We start from the raw sequence: 15,855 nt of genomic DNA on the forward strand, positions 1-15,855 counted from the left end.
GTCACTACGCCGTCTCGGCCGCTTCCACGACCGGCAGCGGCCGGCTTGCGATCTTCTCGGCTTCCGCGCGCTTGAGCCCCAGCGTATGCAGGAGTGTTGCCGCCGTGCGCTCCGGAAAATGTTCTCCGCTGAAGCCGAGTTCCTTCAGCACACCGGCCGCCGGCGCGCCCGGCGCGACGAAGTTGAGCTCGGCCGCAATTGAGGTCAGCACCGTACCGCCTACCGAAAGGAAGCCGATGAACGGGTCGGCGACCACGAAGCGTTTTTCGGCGATGCCGCGCTCGATGTCCCGCAGCAGGCGCTGGCCCAGGCCAAGCGTCAGGACCCGCGCCGAAAAACCCTCGCGTATCAGGAAGTGTCCCCACACCGGCTCGCGCCGCGCGCGCATCAGCGTATGTCGCACCGACACGGAAATGATTTCCGCCGGGTCGGACAAGCCGCTGGCCAAGCGATCGAGCGAATCCGCGAACTCCTCGAATACTGATTCCACGAGGGTGGCGTAGATCGCCTCCTTCGATTCGAAGTGGTTGTAGAACGAGCCGAAGCCGACGTCGGCGGCCTCGGTGATCTCGTTGATGGCGACGCCTTCCATCCCCTTCTCCGCCATCAGCCTGAGCGCGGCGTCCAGCAGGCGGGCACGGGTCTCCCGCTTGCGGCGCGCGCCGCGCGGCTCGCGCTCTTCGGCGGCCGCGACCACGGGATTGGCTGCTTCCGGAGCGGCGCGCTTTGGGGTCCGGCGGTTCGGTGTATTCGGCATGACGTTTCTGATCCTTGTTCGTGCCCAAGTATAGATTCAAATGTCTACATTGACAAAACTATCATCTATGATTTTAATGTCATAAAAGACGGCGGAACAAGGCCTCGAGAACCAATCGAAAGACGAATGGAGAAACGGTGGAGACACATCTGCACACGGGCGCCAGCGCGTCCATTCACGACAATCCGCTCCCGTCGCCGGCGTGCGGGTTGCCTGCGACGCTCGGCGAACGGGTCGCAGGATTCGGGCCGGCCCGAGCCGCCACGGGCCATTTGCCGGCCAGCGACGGTACCCGCGACGACGCGCATCGCCCCCATGCGAAAGCGACGATCGACCTCGCGACGTTCATGGGCCGGCCTGACATGTCGTACGACGGTGCGATGGCATGCCTGCCGTTGCGCGGAAAGCCCCTCGATGCGACGGCGCCTGCCTTCGCGATTGCCATTCGACCTGCCTGACTGCCATCCGCCATGAAACTGACTACCACACAGCCGGCTCGACATCCTCACCCCACGACGAAGGCATCGGCACTCGCGTATCTGATCTTCGATCGTCCGGACCTCCACGAGGCCGAGCACTTTCTCAACGACTTCGGTCTTCGAACGGTGCTGCGCGATGACACGCAATTGCTGCTGCGCGCAACGGGCACGGCACACTTCTGTTATGTCGTTCGCCACGCGCCGAAGGCCCGCTTCGTCGGCTTCGGCTTGCAGGTCGACAGTCGGGCCGATCTGGAGGCGCTCGCCGGCGTCCCTGGCGCGTCGAAGGTCGAGGCATCGGATTGGCCCGGTGGCGGCCACCGGGTGCGCCTCACCGATCCGTCAGGCTTTCGGGTCGACGCGATTGCGGGCCAGACACGGGCCGACACGCTGCCGCATCGCGCTGCGCTCCCGTTCAACTCGGTCGACGCGCCCGTGCGAATCAACGAGACGCAGCGGCCGCCGGCGAGCGCCCCCGAAGTCATTCGGCTCGGGCACGTCGTGCTCGAGCTCGCCGACTACCAGGAAACCTGCGCGTGGTACACGCAGCATTTCGGGTTCATTCCCAGCGATGTCCAGGTGCTGCCGGACGGCTCCCCCGCGGTTGCATTCATGCGGCTCGATCTGGGCGACAGGCCGGCCGATCACCATACGCTCGCGCTCGCCCAAGGGTTCGTGCCGACTTATAGCCACAGCGCGTACGAACTGGTCGACGCCGATGCCGTCGGCATGGGCCAGCGCATGCTCCGCGACAGCGGGTGGACGCATGCGTGGGGCATCGGCCGACACATTCTCGGTAGCCAGATCTTCGACTACTGGCAGGACCCGTGGGGCGACAAGCACGAACATTATTGCGACGGCGACCTGTTCACGGCCGACGAGCCGACGGGCGTGCACGCGGTCAGCCGCGAAGCGATGGCGCAGTGGGGCCCGACGATGCCGCGCAGCTTCACGAAGCCCCGGTTCACGCCGTCGAGCCTCGCGGCGCTGTTTCGCAACCTGCGCCGCAGTCCCGATCTGACGCTGAGCAAGCTGCTGACCTTGGCGAAGCTGTTCGCCTGATCCCCAACCGCCTGTTCGACTCACGAGAGATCCATTCATGTCATTGCTTGTCCTGCACTTCCGGCATCACGGCCGCGCCCAATGGGGTGTGGTCGCCAACGGCGCCGTCACGCCGATTCCCGGCGACTTCGAAACAACCGCGAGCTTTCTCGCGGCGAATCCGGTCGAACGACTCGTCACGCTCGACGGATCGACGATTCCGGAGACAGAGGTGGAGTGGCTGCCCCCGGTGACCGCCAACCAGCAATTCGTTTGCCAGGGCGCGAATTATCGCCAGCACATGATCGAATCGGGCATGGATCCGGACGCGAAAAAGTTCAACATGATCTTCACGAAGGCGACGAGTTGCATCGTCGCCGCCGACTCGGCGGTCGTGAAACCGCGGCACGTCCGGTTTCTCGACTACGAAATCGAGCTCGGCCTCATCCTCAAGCGCGACATCACGTCTCACCGGCAAATCACGGACGAGAACCTGCACGACTTTGTCGCCGGCACCGTGATCGTCAACGACTATTCCGCGCGCGATGTCCAGATCCCGCAGATGCAGTTCTACAAGGGCAAGAGCTTCCGGACGTTTGGCCCGGTCGGTCCCTATCTGTGCCTGCTCGAGCGGCGTGACTTCCCGCAGCTGAAGGCGCTCGACCTGACGTTGACCGTCAACGGCGCGGTGCGTCAGCGGGACTCGACATCGAACCTCGTCTATGGTCCGGCAGAAACGTTGACCGAGTTGTCGGGCGTACACGACCTTCGCGCCGGCGACCTGCTCGCGACCGGCACGCCGGCCGGCTGCGCACTCAGCATCCCGTCGCCGCTCAAGCAGCGGGCCGTGGCGCTATTTCCCGAATCCGTCAAATGGAAGATGTTCATGAAGGTGCAGGCGGGACGCGCGCAGTACCTGAAGGCCGGAGACATCGTCGAAGCCCGGATCGCGAGCCGCGACGGAACGATCGATCTGGGCGTGCAACGTAACGAGATCGTGGACGCAGCAGCATGAACGGCATCGCGACCCGGTACGACGTGCTGGCGATCGAAGCGCGGGGCCTTCCGCCGGACCTCCCTGCCAGCACGTACGAGATGATTTGCGCCGGTGCGGACATCGATCCGTCCGCCCCCGCCCTCTCCTTCTTTCTGAGCGCCGACGCGCACCGCGACGCCGAGCGCTGGACCTATCGCGAGCTGGTTCGCGACATCACGCGCACGGCCAACCTGTTCACGCGCCTCGGCGTGAGCTCGCGTTCGGTGATCGCTTATGTCCTGCCCAATCTTCCCGAAACACATTTCGTGATCTGGGGCGGGCAGGCGGCCGGCATCGTATGTGCGATCAATCCGCTGCTCGAAGGCGAAGCGATCGGCAATCTGCTCGAAGCGGCCGGTGCCGGCGTACTCGTGACGCTCGCGCCATTTCCCGGGACCGATCTCTGGCAGAAAGTCGCGGCTAGCCTTCACCAGGTCGAGTCGCTGCAGCATCTCGTGCTGGTCGATCCGGCCGATCGCATGCGGGGCAACGCGCAATCAGCGGCCCGAATGCGCCAGCGTGACGCGTGCACGAAGCTGCACGGCGAGGGTGGTTTGCGCGGCGCGGTGCCCGCGCACATCCAGATCCACGACTTCGGTACGGCAATGGCGCGGGAATCCGGTACGGCGCTCGATACCGTGCGCCGCTTTCAACCCGGCGACATGTCCTCGTTCTTCTGTACCGGGGGAACCACCGGGTTGCCGAAAATCGCGATGCGCAGCCACGGCAACGAAGTGGCGAATGCATGGAGCGCCGGCCGGTTCTTCGGCGACAGCATCGGCCCCGGCAAAACGACTTTCTGCGGATTGCCGCTCTTTCACGTCAATGCCGCGATGGTGACCGGCCTTCTGCCTTTTTCGCGCGGCGCCCATGTCGTGCTCGGCACACCGCAGGGTTACCGAGGCGACGGTGTCGTCAAACGTTTCTGGGAAATCGTCGAACATCATCACATCAATTTCTTCAGTGGCGTCCCGACACTTTATGCGTCGCTGCTCGACATTCCTGCCGACGATCATGTGATCGACTCGCTCGAATACGGCCTGTGCGGTGCGGCGCCGATGCCGGTCGGCGTCTTCAGGGCCTTCCAGGAAAAAACGGGCATCCGGATCCTCGAAGGCTACGGCCTGACCGAAGGAACGTGCGTGAGCAGCGTCAACCCGCCGACCGGCGAGCGCCGGCTGGGATCGATCGGGCTTCGCATCCCCTTCCAGGCGATGAAAGCTGTCGTCGTGGACGACGCGGGGCGGTATCTGCGCGATTGCGCGGTGAACGAAGAGGGGCTGCTCGTCATCTCCGGCCCGAACGTTTTCACCGGCTACATGCGTCCCGATCAGAACCGGGCGCTGTGGCTCGATCTCGGCGACGGCAAGCGCTGGCTCAACACCGGCGACCTCGGCCGCTGCGACGTCGACGGTTACTTTTGGCTGACCGGCCGCAAGAAGGAATTGATCATTCGCGGCGGCCACAATATCGACCCTGCGGCGATCGAGGAACCGCTGCATCGGCATCCGGCGGTCCAGCTCGCCGCGGCAATCGGGCGTCCCGATGCGCATGCCGGTGAACTGCCGGTCGCGTATGTTCAGCTCAAGCCGGGCATGAGCGCTACCGAGCACGATCTGGCAGCGTTCATGCAGCAGGAGATCGCTGAACGCGCCGCGCTGCCCAAGCACGTCCGAATCGTGGAAGCCATCCCGCTCACGGGCGTCGGCAAGATCTTCAAACCGGAACTCAAGCGCCGCGAGACGAGTGACGCGCTCCGCACGGCATTGGCCCAGGGCGGTGCCCCCAGTGCATCCATCGACGTCAAGACCGACGATTCGGGCGGAATGTCGGTCTCGGTCGAGTTGAGCGATCCCGGGCTCGAGGCTGCGGCGCGCTTCGTGCTAGGTCGTTTTCCGTTTGCGTTCTCGATCTCGATCGCCGCGCGGCCAATACGGTCACCCTGACCGACAGCGACAGATCTGCGGCGATGGAGGCGCGCGGCTAGCCTGGATAACAAAAGCGTCGAAAGTAGATCGCCACACTCAATAAGGTATCCAAATTAATTGTTATTCATTAAACGGATCGAGACAGAGGAGACACACGATGAATTTCAAGCGGACGACGCGTTTCGCAGGCGTGGCGGTTTGTATCTGCTCGGCTTTGCTTGCCGACAATGCAGATGCGCAGGCGGCCGGAAGCATTACAACATCGGTAGGATGGCTACACATCGCCCCACATGGCGACGCAACGCCCCTGACCGTGCAAAGTGTCGACGGCATGACGGTGAATCATGAACTGACCGGTAGCAGCGCACATGCCAGTTCGACGGATACGCTCGGCATTGCCACCGAGTACTACGTCACCGACAACTTGGGCGTCGCCATGCTTTTGGGAATGCCACTGAAGGTCAATCTGATTGGCGACGGGACGTTGCAGAAGTACGGCACGCTCGGCACGACAAGGCCGATGCCGCCCGCGATCGAACTTCGATACCACCTGTTCTCAGCCGCATCGAAATTCCGGCCATACCTGGGCATTGGCGCGAACTATACGTGGTTCACCCAGGTTCGAGCCACCAATAGCCAGTTTGTCTCCGACAGCTTTGGGCCGGGCGGCTCGGCGCGCGCGACACTCAGCGCTTCGTGGAACCCCGTGTTCGAGATCGGCGCGAATTACGCGATCACAAGACACTGGTCTGTCGGAACCTCCGTCAACCACATGCCGGTGAAGACCCACCTCACGTTATACGGACAGACCGCGACCGGGACGCAGATCGTTTCCAAATCGACGCTCCGGCTCAATCCCGTCAGCGTTTTCTTGAACGTCGCCTATACGTTCTAACGGGTAAGCCCGGATGCCAGCCCCCCGCATCAAAGCAACACACTGGATCGAACGATGAAACGACAGGTTCTCAAGACCATTCTATTTGCGTTGCCCAAGGTTCTGGACCTGACGGCGCGCCGCTTCCCCGCCTACCGAGAACGTCTCAAGGAGCGCAATCTCGTTGCGTGGATCGGGCTCATGGATCAAAGCATCGGCCGCGCGATCGAGTTCAGGAACGGCCGTATCCGGTCGCGCGCCGGCAAGCATCCGCGGCCCGACGTGCGCATGGCCTTCAAGGATGTCGCCACCGCCCTGAAGTTCCTTTCCCCCAGCCCGGACCAGGGCGAAATCGTCCACGCCGCCAAGAACTTCAAGGTGGTCACCGAGGGCGAGGACGAACTGCTGGTCTGGCTCATGCAAACCCTGAGCATGATGCGCACCGTCGGTCTGCCGATGGGCACGCCCATGCGCGACGGCACCCGGCGCTACACCACCTGTACCAATGGCGGGCCCCTGTTCGTCTACGTCAAGGATGGCCGCATCGTCCGCGTGACCCCCATCGAGCTGGACGATACGGATGCGTCGAGCTGGGTGATCGAGGCACGTGGACGTCGCTTCAGCCCGCCACGGCGTGGCTTGGTCGCACCCCACGCGTTGACCCTCAAGTCGCTGGTCTACTCCGACAAGCGCATCCTTCACCCGATGAAACGGGTCGACTTCGACCCCGACGGCGAGCGCAATCCCCAGAACCGCGGCAAGTCCGGCTATGTGAGGATCAGCTGGGACGAGGCCCTGGACATCGTCGCCAAGGAGATCAACCGGCAGAAGCGCGTTCACGGTCCCGGTTCCATCACGTTCCCGATGTCGTCTCACCACCAGTGGGGCAACGTGGGCTACTACCTCAGCGCGCTGACGCGCTTCGCCAACCTGATCGGCTTCACCCGGGTCGCCGCGAATCCGGACAGCTGGGAAGGCTGGTACTGGGGCGCCATGCATCATTTCGGCAACTCGATGCGCGTCGGCGTGCCCTCCGGCTACGGCGGCCTCGAGGACGGTCTCAAGGAAGCCGAAATGATCGTCTTCTGGTCCTGCGACCCCGAAAGTACCAACGGGGCTTATGCGGGATTCGAAGGAACGCCGCGCCGTCTGTGGGCCAAGGAGCTCGGCATCGAGTTCGTTCATATCGACCCGCACTGCAATCCGACCGCACAGCTGCTGGGCGGCCGCTGGATCCCGGTCCGGCCGCAAACCGATGCTGCCCTGGCTACCGCCATCATGTACGTATGGACCGTGGAGGGCCTGTACGACAAGGATTACGTCGCGACGCGCACGACCGGCTTCGACGATTGGAAGGCCTACCTGCTGGGCGAAGCCGACGGTACGCCCAAGACGCCCGAGTGGCAGGAGAGCGAGACCGGCGTGCCGGCCAAGGACGTCCGCGCCCTGGCGCGCCTGTGGGGAAACAAAAAGGTTCATCTCGCCGTCGGGATGACCGGCGCGGGATTCGGTGGCGCGGGCCGCGGGGCGACCGGGGCGCAATGGGCGCGCTGCATGATCATGATGATGTCCATGCAGGGCTGGGGCAAGCCGGGGGTGAATTTCGGCTGCCTCGAAATCGGCGTCCCGCACGATCTCCAGTTCTACTTCCCCGGCTACGCGGACGGCGGCATTTCAGGCGACCTGGCGTGGACCGCCAATGCGGTGGACAACTACCAGCGCATGCCGCACATCCTGACCATGAATCCCGTCAAGCAGATGGTGCCGCGACAGCAGATGCCCGATGCGATTCTCAACGGTCACGCCACCGGTTATCTGTGGGACGGCATGTCCCAGGAAGCCCAGTTTGCGCCGTTCACCTACCCCATGCCCGGCTATTCGCCGATCCACATGATCTATCGCTATGGCGGATCGTCGTTCAGTACCGTGACGAATTCCGGGCGCTGGACGCAGGCCTACCGGCACTCGAGCATCGAGTTCGTGGTCAATCAGTCGATCTGGATGGAAGGCGAGGCCCAGTTCGCCGACATCATCCTGCCCGCGTGCACTTCGCTGGAGCGCTGGGACATTGGGGAATGGGCGAATTCGGGCGGCTACGCCCACCATGGGTATGGCACGGTCAACCATCGTATGCTGACGATGCAGCACAAGTGCATCGAGCCTTTGGGCGAGTCGCGCTCCGACTACGACATCTTCACCGCGATCTTGACCCGGTTGGGCCTGGGTGGCGTTTTCACCGAAGGCTGCGGCGATCTTGACTGGGTCAAGCGCGTATTCGACTCGTCGGATCTGCCCGATCATATTTCGTGGCGCGAATTCTGCCGCAAGGGCTATTTCGTCGTGCCGCCCGAAAAGCCCGAGCTCCGCCATCCCGTGGACATGCGTTGGTATGCGGAGGACAGGAGGAAGGACCTGCCGGAACCCCATCCGCTGCCGTCCCAGTTCTCGGAAACGTTCGGCAAGGGCCTGCAGACGCCGAGCGGCAAGCTGGAGTTCGTGCCCGAATTGCTGAAGCGGCACACCGCGGACAATCCCGAGCGGCCACCGGTCAACCGATATATCCCCTCCTGGGAGGGCCTGCGCTCGGACCTGGCTCGGCGCTACCCGCTGCAGTTGATCGCCACCCACAGCCGCTACAGCTTTCATACCCATTGCGACGGCAAGAATTCCGCGGTGAACAGCGTCGACGATCATCGCGCCCTGATCGCGGGGCACCGGTTCTGGCTGCTGAGGCTCAATCCGGCCGACGCCGCCATGCGACGCATTGCCCATCGCGATCTCGTCAAGGTGCACAACGACCGCGGCGCCGTGATCTGTGCGGCCGATGTCTCGCCCCTGGTGAACGCCGGAGTGGTGAAATCCTACGAGGCGAGCGCCGAATTTCAGCTGATCGAAATCGACGGCGAGCAAGTCGAGATTGGCGGTTGCATGAACATGCTGACCCCCGACCGGTCGCAAACCGCCGGCACCAGCAGCATGAGCCCGAATTCCTGCCTGGTGCAGGTCGAGAAATGGCGCGGTGCCGAGGCGTTCATGCTCGGTCGCGCAGCGTGAGGATTTTCAAATGAGCAAGTGGAACCTGATCGTCAAAGTCGGGCGTTGCGAGAACTGCCAGAACTGCGTGATCGCCGCGCGGGACGAGCACGTCGGCAACGACTTCCCCGGTTACGCCGCGCCCGCCGCGGCCAATGCCGAGAGCCCCATTCGTATCCTGCGTCGCGTACAGGGCGCCTCGCATATGGTCGAGACGACTTATCTGCCGGTCATGTGCAACCACTGCGACGACGCGCCCTGCATGCGTGTGGGCGGCAGCGCGATTCGCAAACGTGCCGACGGCATCGTCATCATCGATCCGGAAAAGGCGCGGGGCCGAAAAGACATCGTCAAGGCCTGCCCTTACAAGGCAATCGTCTGGAACGAAGAGTTGCAACTGCCCCAGATCTGGATCTTCGATGCCCATTTGCTCGACCACGGTTGGTCGGGCCCGCGCTGTCAGCAGTCGTGCCCCACCGAGGTCTTCGAGACGGTCAAGCTCGATGACACAGCGATGGCCGAGAAGGCCCGGCGCGAGGGGCTCAAGGTATTGCGACCCAACCTGGGCACGAGGCCCCGCGTGTGGTATAGCGGCCTTGAGCGCTGGGAAACGTGCTTCGTCGGCGGAAGTGTCAGTGTCCAGGCAGGCGACGTAGTCGAGTGTGTCACGGATGCAGCCGTCGCCTTGTACGTGGGTAATCAGAAGGTGGCCGAAACTGTCTCGGACGGCTTCGGTGATTTCCGGTTCGATGGCCTGGCCAAGGGCAGCGGCGCCTACCGAGTCAAAATCCGACATGCCCTCGGCAACGCCTGGCGCGAGTGCGAACTGGGCGACAGCGCCTACCTGGGAGAGATCAGGCTCAGTCAGTCGACAAACGCCATGGCGGCCGAGTGCTCATGATCTTAGGAAGGCTGAACGCTGCGGTACTCGCCCCCATCTCCGTAGCACCGTTCAATCGTGCTGACGAACCACACCGGCGTGTGGGAGCGAGCGCGCACCCCACGCGCATGGCGGTTCAGCGCGCAACGGCTTCCGCGTTCCGAACGCTGCCGAGGAACCGCGTCAACTCCACCGTCTGCGGCCGCTCGAAGATCTCGTCGGCCGTTCCGCTCTCCCACACTCTTCCCTGGTGCATGAACACGATCCTGTCGCTCACCGCACGTGCGAAGTTCATCTCGTGCGTGACCATGATCAGCGTCATGTCCTCGCGCGCGAGCTGTGCGACGACACCCAGCACCTCGCCGACGAGTTCGGGATCGAGCGCCGACGTGATTTCGTCGCACAGCAGCACGCTCGGCTTCATCGCGAGCGCACGCGCAATCGCGACGCGCTGCTGCTGGCCGCCCGACAGTTGTTCCGGAAACGCGTCGAATCTGTCGCCGAGGCCGACGCGCTCGAGCATCAGTTCCGCGATCGCGCGCGCCTTCTGGCGATGCGTCTTCTTCACGACCGACTGCGCGAGCATCACGTTCTGTCCGGCGCTCAGATGCGGAAACAGGTTGTATTGCTGGAACACCATCCCGACCTTGAGCCGCAGCGCACGCAGGTCCGCGTGCCGTGCATCGACGCGTTCGCCTTCGATCGCGATCGTGCCCGCGTCGATGCTCTCGAGCCCGTTGAGCGTGCGCAGCAGCGTGCTCTTGCCCGAGCCGCTGCGGCCGATGATCGATACGACTTCCCCGCGCTCCACGGAGAAATCGATGCCCTTGAGCACATGATGGGTGCCGAAGTTCTTTTCGAGACCACGGGTTTCAACGAGCGGCATGCCATCTCCTTTGCAACGTGCGCGCGTAGCGGGTAAGCGGGTAACAGAGCGCGAAATAGATCAGCGCGACGAGCCCGTACACGACGAACGGCCGGAACGTCGCGTTCGAGATCGCGATGCCGACTTTCGTCAGTTCGGTGAAGCCGATGATCGACACCAGCGCCGTATCCTTCACGGCCTGCACGCCGAAGCCGACGGTCGGCCCGACGGCGATGCGCGCGGCCTGCGGCAGGATCACATGGCGCAACTGCTCGACATAGCTCATGGCCAGGCTCGCCGACGCTTCCCACTGCCCTTTCGGCACTGCCTCGACGCAGCCGCGCCAGATCTCGGCGAGATAGGCACTGGTGAAGAACGTGAGCCCTGCCGTGGCCGCGACCCACGGCGGCACGTCGATCCCGACGAGCGGCAGGCCGAAGAACACGATGAACAGTTGCATCAGCAACGGGGTGCCCTGAAATACCTCGATATAGAGCTTCGCGACACCGCGCAGCACCGCCGAATTCGATACGCGCATCACGAGCAGCCCCAGGCCGACGAGGCCGCCGGACAGAAACGACACGATCGACAGCACGATCGTCCAGCGCGCGGCCAGCAGCAGGTTCGCGAGAATCTGCCCGAACGTGAAATCGGTCATCGCGCACCTCGCACGCGACGCGAGAACAGGCGGCGCCCCATCAAGCCGAGCGTGGCACGCAGCAACAGCGCCATCGCCAGATACGCGAGCGCGATCACGAAATACGTCTCGAACGAGCGGAAGTTGCGCGACTGAATATAGCCTGCCGCATAGGTCAGATCGGCCACCGAGATCTGCGACACGACCGCCGATCCGAGCATCGTGATCACGATCTGGCTCGAGAGCGCCGGAAACACCTTGGCGAGCGCCTGCGGCAGCACGACGTGGCGCAGCATCTGCGCGCGCGACATCGCAAGCGCGGATGCCGCCTCCAGATGCCCGTTCGGCACGGCGGCGACGCCCGCTCGCACGATCTCGACCGAGTACGCGCCGAGATTCAGCGTCATCGCGAGAATCGCAGCCGTGTATTCGTCGATATACACGCCGAGCGCCGGCAATCCGAAGAAGATGAAAAACAGCTGGACGACGAATGGCGTATTGCGAATCGCCTCGACATACGCGCCGATCAGCGGGCGCAGCCGCACGACCGAGGGCGCGTCGGCGCTGTAGGCGGCCGCGCCGAGCACGCCGGTCGCCACGCCGAGCACGGTCGCGACCGCGGTCAGCGCGAGCGTGATCGCCGCGCCGCTCGCGAACACACCGGCGTAATCGGCGAGCTCGCCGAATTGAAGCTGATAGCTCATGACAAGTGGGGAGGTTCTGGTTCGGACAACGACACCCGCCGCGCCGGGCGTACCGGCCACGGCGGCGTATCAGGCGAGACGGCGAACCGTCACAGTCCGGCCGGCAACGGCTGGCCGAGCCACTTCTTCGACATCGTGCCCAACGTGCCGTCCTGCTTTGCATGCGCGATCGTGTCGTCGATCTTCGCGAGCAGGCGCGGTTCGTTCTTGTTGACGCCGACGAAGCACGGCGAATTCTTGATCACGAACTTGACCTCGGGCCGACGCGGCGGATTCTTCGCGAGAATCGCCGCCGCGACGATGTTGCCGGCGGCGATCAGCTGAACTTGCCCCGACAGGAACGCCTGGATCGTCGCGTTGTTGTCCTCGAAACGCTTGATCGTCGCGTTCGGCGCGAGCTGCGACAGCGCGATCTCCTCGAGCGCGCCGCGCGTGGCGCCAACCGTCTTGCCGGTCAGGTCGGCCGGCGCGTTCACTTTCACGTCGGCCGGCCCGAACACGCCCTGGAAATACGGCGCGTATGCGCTCGAGAAGTCGATGACCTTCTCGCGCTCCGGCGTCTTGCCTAGCGACGAGATCACCATGTCGACCTTGTTCGTCGTCAGATACGGAATCCGGTTCGCACTGTTCACGGGCACCAGCTTCAGCTTGACGCCCAGCGACTTCGCGAGCAGTTCAGCCATGTCGATGTCGTAGCCCTGCGGCTGCATGTCCGTGCCGACCGAGCCGAAAGGCGGATAGTCCTCCGGTACCGCGACGCGCAGCGCGCCGCTTTTCGCGATCGTGTCGAGCGCGTCGGCATGCACGGGCGCGGCGGCGCACAGCGCCATCATGGGCACGGCGATCAGTGCGGCCAGCCAGGTGCGTCGGGGGAACGGTCGGGTCGTCGGGCTCACGGTGAATCTTCCTTGTCTGGTAGGTCGTCGGGCAGCGCGCAACCGTTGCGCGGCCTCGACAACACCAGCAAAAACCGGGCCATCGTCGTGCAATGCCTGTCGCAGCGGCACTTGACGGCAATTCGGCCGAACCGCATTCCTCATTTCGGTGCATGAGCCGGCGCCGGCCGCAGCGGTTGCCCATTCGCAGCGCGCGCCGACGCACCAAATTACCCAACTGGTTCACCCGCCCTATTGGACGCACGTCTCGCAGCGCGCGACTGACCCGGTTTGCAGCGTCAGGGCCGGGGCCTGTATGCACGGATTCGCACAGGCCCAGTCGAAATTTGCATTCTGTTTGTGAGCGGAATTACGGCTGAATACGTTTGCGACGTACCGTGCCTTTAGCCACGCTTGGGGAAGCGCAATCAGGATCGCCGTGCTCGAATCCGCGCCCCCTGGCCCCCCCGGTACCGTTCGTTCCCGGTCGTCACGCGACCGGGATGAGTCCAATCACATCAGTGCACGAGGATGCAGCCATGACATCGATTCCCGAACCGTCGGCAACCGGCGAAACCGACAAACGCAGCTGGCTCGAATCGCACGAAGCCGGCTATCACAAGACCCTCGGCAATCGACAGGTGCAGATGATCGCGATCGGCGGGGCCATCGGCACCGGGCTGTTTCTCGGGGCCGGCGCTCGACTGCAGGTTGCCGGGCCGGCGCTCGCGATCGTCTATCTGGTGTGCGGTGCGTTCTCGTTCCTGATACTGCGAGCACTCGGCGAACTCGTGATGCATCGCCCCAGCAGCGGCAGCTTCGTGTCGTACGCGCGCGAATTTCTCGGCGAAAAGGCGTCGTTTGTGGCCGGATGGATGTATTTCCTGAACTGGGCGATGACCGGCATCGTCGACATTACCGCGGTCGCGCTCTACATGCATTACTGGGCGCCGTTCGCGGGCGTGCCGCAGTGGGTCTTCGCGCTCGTCGCGCTGTGCATCGTCGCGACGATGAACCTGATCGGCGTGAAGTGGTTCGCCGAGATGGAATTCTGGTTCGCGCTGATCAAGGTCGCCGCGATCGTGCTGTTTCTCGTGATCGGCTCCGCGATCCTGGGCACGGGTGGCCACGTCGCCGGCCATGACACGGGCATGCATCTGATCACCGACAACGGCGGGTTCTTCCCGCACGGACTGATGCCCGCACTGGTGCTGGTGCAGGGCGTGGTATTCGCGTTCGCGGGCGTCGAACTGGTCGGCACGGCCGCCGGCGAATGCAAGGACGCGCGCAAGGTGCTGCCGCGCGCGATCAACAACGTGATCTGGCGCATCGCCCTCTTCTATGTCGCGTCGGTCGTCCTGCTGGTCTGCCTGTTGCCGTGGAGCGCGTACAAAGCCGGCCAGAGCCCGTTCGTCACGTTCTTCAGCGCGCTCGGCGTGCCCGGCATCGGCTCGGTGATGAACCTGGTGGTGCTGACGGCAGCGCTGTCGAGCCTCAACTCGGGCCTGTATTCGACCGGACGCGTGTTGCGTTCGCTGTCGATGGGCGGCTCGGCCCCCGCGTTCCTCGCGCGAATGAGCGCGCAGTCCGTACCGTACGCGGGCATTCTCGTGACGGTCGCGATCTACGTGGTCGGTGTACTGCTCAACTATCTCGTGCCGTCGAGCGTGTTCGAGATCGTGCTGAATATCGCATCGCTCGGCATCATCAGCACGTGGGGATTCATCGTCGTGTGCCAGATGAAGTTCCGCGAGGCGGTCAGGCGCGGCGAGGTAGACGACGTGTCTTTCAAGATGCCGGGCGCGCCCGTGACATCGTGGCTCACGCTGTTGTTCCTGCTCGGCGTGTTGGTCCTGATGGCATTCGACTACCCGAACGGGACGTGGACGATCGCATCGATCCCGCTGGTCGCACTGCTGCTCGTGGTCGGCTGGAAGTGGGTGAGCAGCCGCGCGCGCCGCGCGTTGCTCACGCCGACGATTCCATCGGTCACGCTGACGCAGAACGTGCTCGAGAAGGGTGACAACTGATACGACGCGCAAGAAGAGGAACGCTACCCGGACCGCTGAAGGTCGCCGCCCCCGACAAAGGAAAAAAATTCCATGGCACCGTTTGACGAAATGCTGGCAGGCGATCAGGTTCGCCTGCCCTACTCGCGAGTCAAGTCGTGGCTCGACGCACAGAGCCCTGCGAGCCTCGCCCAGAAGGCCCACGACGCGGAAGGCGTGTTCCGCAAGACGGGCATCACGTTCGCCGTCTACGGCGACGCGGAGGCCGCCGAGCGGCTGATTCCGTTCGATATCGTGCCGCGCATCATCTCGGGCGCGGAATGGAGCCGGCTGTCGCTCGGCATCGAGCAGCGCGTGATGGCGCTCAACGCGTTCCTCGACGACATCTACCACCGCCAGGAAATCGTCCGTGCCGGCATCGTACCGAAGCACCTGATCGCGCACAACGAAGCGTTCGTCCCGGAGATGATCGACTTCCGGCCGCCCGGCAACGTTTATACGCACATCATCGGCGTCGACATCGTGCGCACCGCCGAGAACGCGTTCTACGTGCTCGAGGACAACGCGCGCACGCCGTCCGGCGTGTCGTACATGCTGGAAAACCGCGAGACGATGATGCAGCTCTTCCCGGAGCTGTTCCAGCAGGTGAAGGTGCGCCCGGTCGAGACCTACCCGCAGATGCTGCGCCAGTCGCTCGCGGCCGTGTGCCCGCCGGGCGGCAACGCCGACAATCCGAC

General features: G+C 64.0%; 14 protein-coding genes. 9 read left to right on the forward strand and 5 right to left on the reverse strand.

Features of this window, described 5'->3' with window-relative positions:
- Positions 1-4 precede the first annotated feature (4 nt).
- Positions 5-757, reverse strand: a complete 753-nt coding sequence (locus BFF94_RS34980; RefSeq protein WP_128841893.1) for a TetR/AcrR family transcriptional regulator — start codon at positions 755-757, stop codon at positions 5-7.
- Positions 758-966: 209 nt separating this feature from the next.
- Here BFF94_RS34980 and BFF94_RS34985 point away from each other — a divergent pair, with 209 nt between their 5' ends.
- The 7 genes from BFF94_RS34985 to BFF94_RS35015 all read left to right on the forward strand — a co-directional run bounded on the left by BFF94_RS34985 (position 967) and on the right by BFF94_RS35015 (position 10,049).
- On the forward strand, positions 967-1,215 hold the full coding sequence (locus tag BFF94_RS34985; protein WP_246637483.1) for a hypothetical protein: 249 nt from the start codon (positions 967-969) through the stop codon (positions 1,213-1,215).
- 12 nt (positions 1,216-1,227) lie between these two features.
- Positions 1,228-2,298: a VOC family protein gene (locus BFF94_RS34990; RefSeq protein WP_128841894.1), complete on the forward strand. Its 1,071-nt coding sequence runs from the start codon at positions 1,228-1,230 to the stop codon at positions 2,296-2,298.
- A 37-nt stretch (positions 2,299-2,335) separates the two neighbouring features.
- The gene (locus BFF94_RS34995; RefSeq protein WP_128841895.1) at positions 2,336-3,292 is read left to right on the forward strand and encodes a fumarylacetoacetate hydrolase family protein; all 957 of its coding nucleotides are present in this window, start codon (positions 2,336-2,338) and stop codon (positions 3,290-3,292) included.
- The gene (locus BFF94_RS35000; protein ID WP_128841896.1) at positions 3,289-5,259 is read left to right on the forward strand and encodes an acyl-CoA synthetase; all 1,971 of its coding nucleotides are present in this window, start codon (positions 3,289-3,291) and stop codon (positions 5,257-5,259) included. Before BFF94_RS34995 ends, BFF94_RS35000 begins: the two co-directional genes overlap by 4 nt.
- 139 nt (positions 5,260-5,398) lie before the next feature.
- Complete coding sequence (locus BFF94_RS35005; RefSeq protein WP_128841897.1) at positions 5,399-6,136, forward strand: OmpW/AlkL family protein; 738 nt, start codon at positions 5,399-5,401, stop codon at positions 6,134-6,136.
- Between the two features lie 54 nt (positions 6,137-6,190).
- On the forward strand, positions 6,191-9,169 hold the full coding sequence (locus BFF94_RS35010; RefSeq protein WP_128841898.1) for a molybdopterin-dependent oxidoreductase: 2,979 nt from the start codon (positions 6,191-6,193) through the stop codon (positions 9,167-9,169).
- 10 nt (positions 9,170-9,179) lie between these two features.
- Positions 9,180-10,049, forward strand: a complete 870-nt coding sequence (locus BFF94_RS35015; RefSeq protein WP_128841899.1) for a 4Fe-4S dicluster domain-containing protein — start codon at positions 9,180-9,182, stop codon at positions 10,047-10,049.
- Between the two features lie 115 nt (positions 10,050-10,164).
- Here the strand turns inward: BFF94_RS35015 and BFF94_RS35020 are convergent, their stop codons facing one another.
- From BFF94_RS35020 to BFF94_RS35035, 4 genes are all read right to left on the reverse strand, one after another.
- Positions 10,165-10,914, reverse strand: a complete 750-nt coding sequence (locus tag BFF94_RS35020) for an amino acid ABC transporter ATP-binding protein (RefSeq protein WP_128841900.1) — start codon at positions 10,912-10,914, stop codon at positions 10,165-10,167.
- Entirely contained in the window at positions 10,901-11,551 is a 651-nt protein-coding gene (locus BFF94_RS35025; protein ID WP_128841901.1) for an amino acid ABC transporter permease, read from the reverse strand. The genes BFF94_RS35020 and BFF94_RS35025 overlap by 14 nt, the downstream gene beginning before the upstream one ends.
- Positions 11,548-12,234, reverse strand: coding sequence for an amino acid ABC transporter permease (locus tag BFF94_RS35030; RefSeq protein WP_219140384.1), 687 nt, complete (start codon positions 12,232-12,234; stop codon positions 11,548-11,550). Before BFF94_RS35030 ends, BFF94_RS35025 begins: the two co-directional genes overlap by 4 nt.
- Positions 12,235-12,323: 89 nt before the next feature.
- Positions 12,324-13,130, reverse strand: coding sequence for a transporter substrate-binding domain-containing protein (locus tag BFF94_RS35035; protein ID WP_128841902.1), 807 nt, complete (start codon positions 13,128-13,130; stop codon positions 12,324-12,326).
- Between the two features lie 518 nt (positions 13,131-13,648).
- Between BFF94_RS35035 and ansP the strand changes: the two genes are divergently transcribed.
- Together ansP and BFF94_RS35045 are read left to right on the forward strand one after the other, a co-directional pair.
- The gene (gene ansP / locus BFF94_RS35040) at positions 13,649-15,139 is read left to right on the forward strand and encodes an L-asparagine permease (protein WP_128841903.1); all 1,491 of its coding nucleotides are present in this window, start codon (positions 13,649-13,651) and stop codon (positions 15,137-15,139) included.
- Between the two features lie 72 nt (positions 15,140-15,211).
- Positions 15,212-15,855: circularly permuted type 2 ATP-grasp protein (locus BFF94_RS35045; RefSeq protein ID WP_219140385.1), on the forward strand; the 644-nt coding region annotated here is incomplete at its 3' end.

Source organism: Burkholderia catarinensis (assembly GCF_001883705.2).
GTDB lineage: Bacteria > Pseudomonadota > Gammaproteobacteria > Burkholderiales > Burkholderiaceae > Burkholderia > Burkholderia catarinensis.

Bases quoted from the DNA above. Each gene is read 5' to 3' on its own strand.
- BFF94_RS34980 (WP_128841893.1), bottom strand. From the start codon at position 757: ATGCCGAATACACCGAACCGCCGGACCCCAAAGCGCGCCGCTCCGGAA.
- ansP (WP_128841903.1), top strand. From the start codon at position 13,649: ATGACATCGATTCCCGAACCGTCGGCAACCGGCGAAACCGACAAACGC.
- BFF94_RS35020 (WP_128841900.1), bottom strand. From the start codon at position 10,914: ATGCCGCTCGTTGAAACCCGTGGTCTCGAAAAGAACTTCGGCACCCAT.
- BFF94_RS34990 (WP_128841894.1), top strand. From the start codon at position 1,228: ATGAAACTGACTACCACACAGCCGGCTCGACATCCTCACCCCACGACG.
- BFF94_RS35015 (WP_128841899.1), top strand. From the start codon at position 9,180: ATGAGCAAGTGGAACCTGATCGTCAAAGTCGGGCGTTGCGAGAACTGC.
- BFF94_RS35005 (WP_128841897.1), top strand. From the start codon at position 5,399: ATGAATTTCAAGCGGACGACGCGTTTCGCAGGCGTGGCGGTTTGTATC.
- BFF94_RS35010 (WP_128841898.1), top strand. From the start codon at position 6,191: ATGAAACGACAGGTTCTCAAGACCATTCTATTTGCGTTGCCCAAGGTT.
- BFF94_RS35000 (WP_128841896.1), top strand. From the start codon at position 3,289: ATGAACGGCATCGCGACCCGGTACGACGTGCTGGCGATCGAAGCGCGG.
- BFF94_RS35030 (WP_219140384.1), bottom strand. From the start codon at position 12,234: ATGAGCTATCAGCTTCAATTCGGCGAGCTCGCCGATTACGCCGGTGTG.
- BFF94_RS35025 (WP_128841901.1), bottom strand. From the start codon at position 11,551: ATGACCGATTTCACGTTCGGGCAGATTCTCGCGAACCTGCTGCTGGCC.
- BFF94_RS34995 (WP_128841895.1), top strand. From the start codon at position 2,336: ATGTCATTGCTTGTCCTGCACTTCCGGCATCACGGCCGCGCCCAATGG.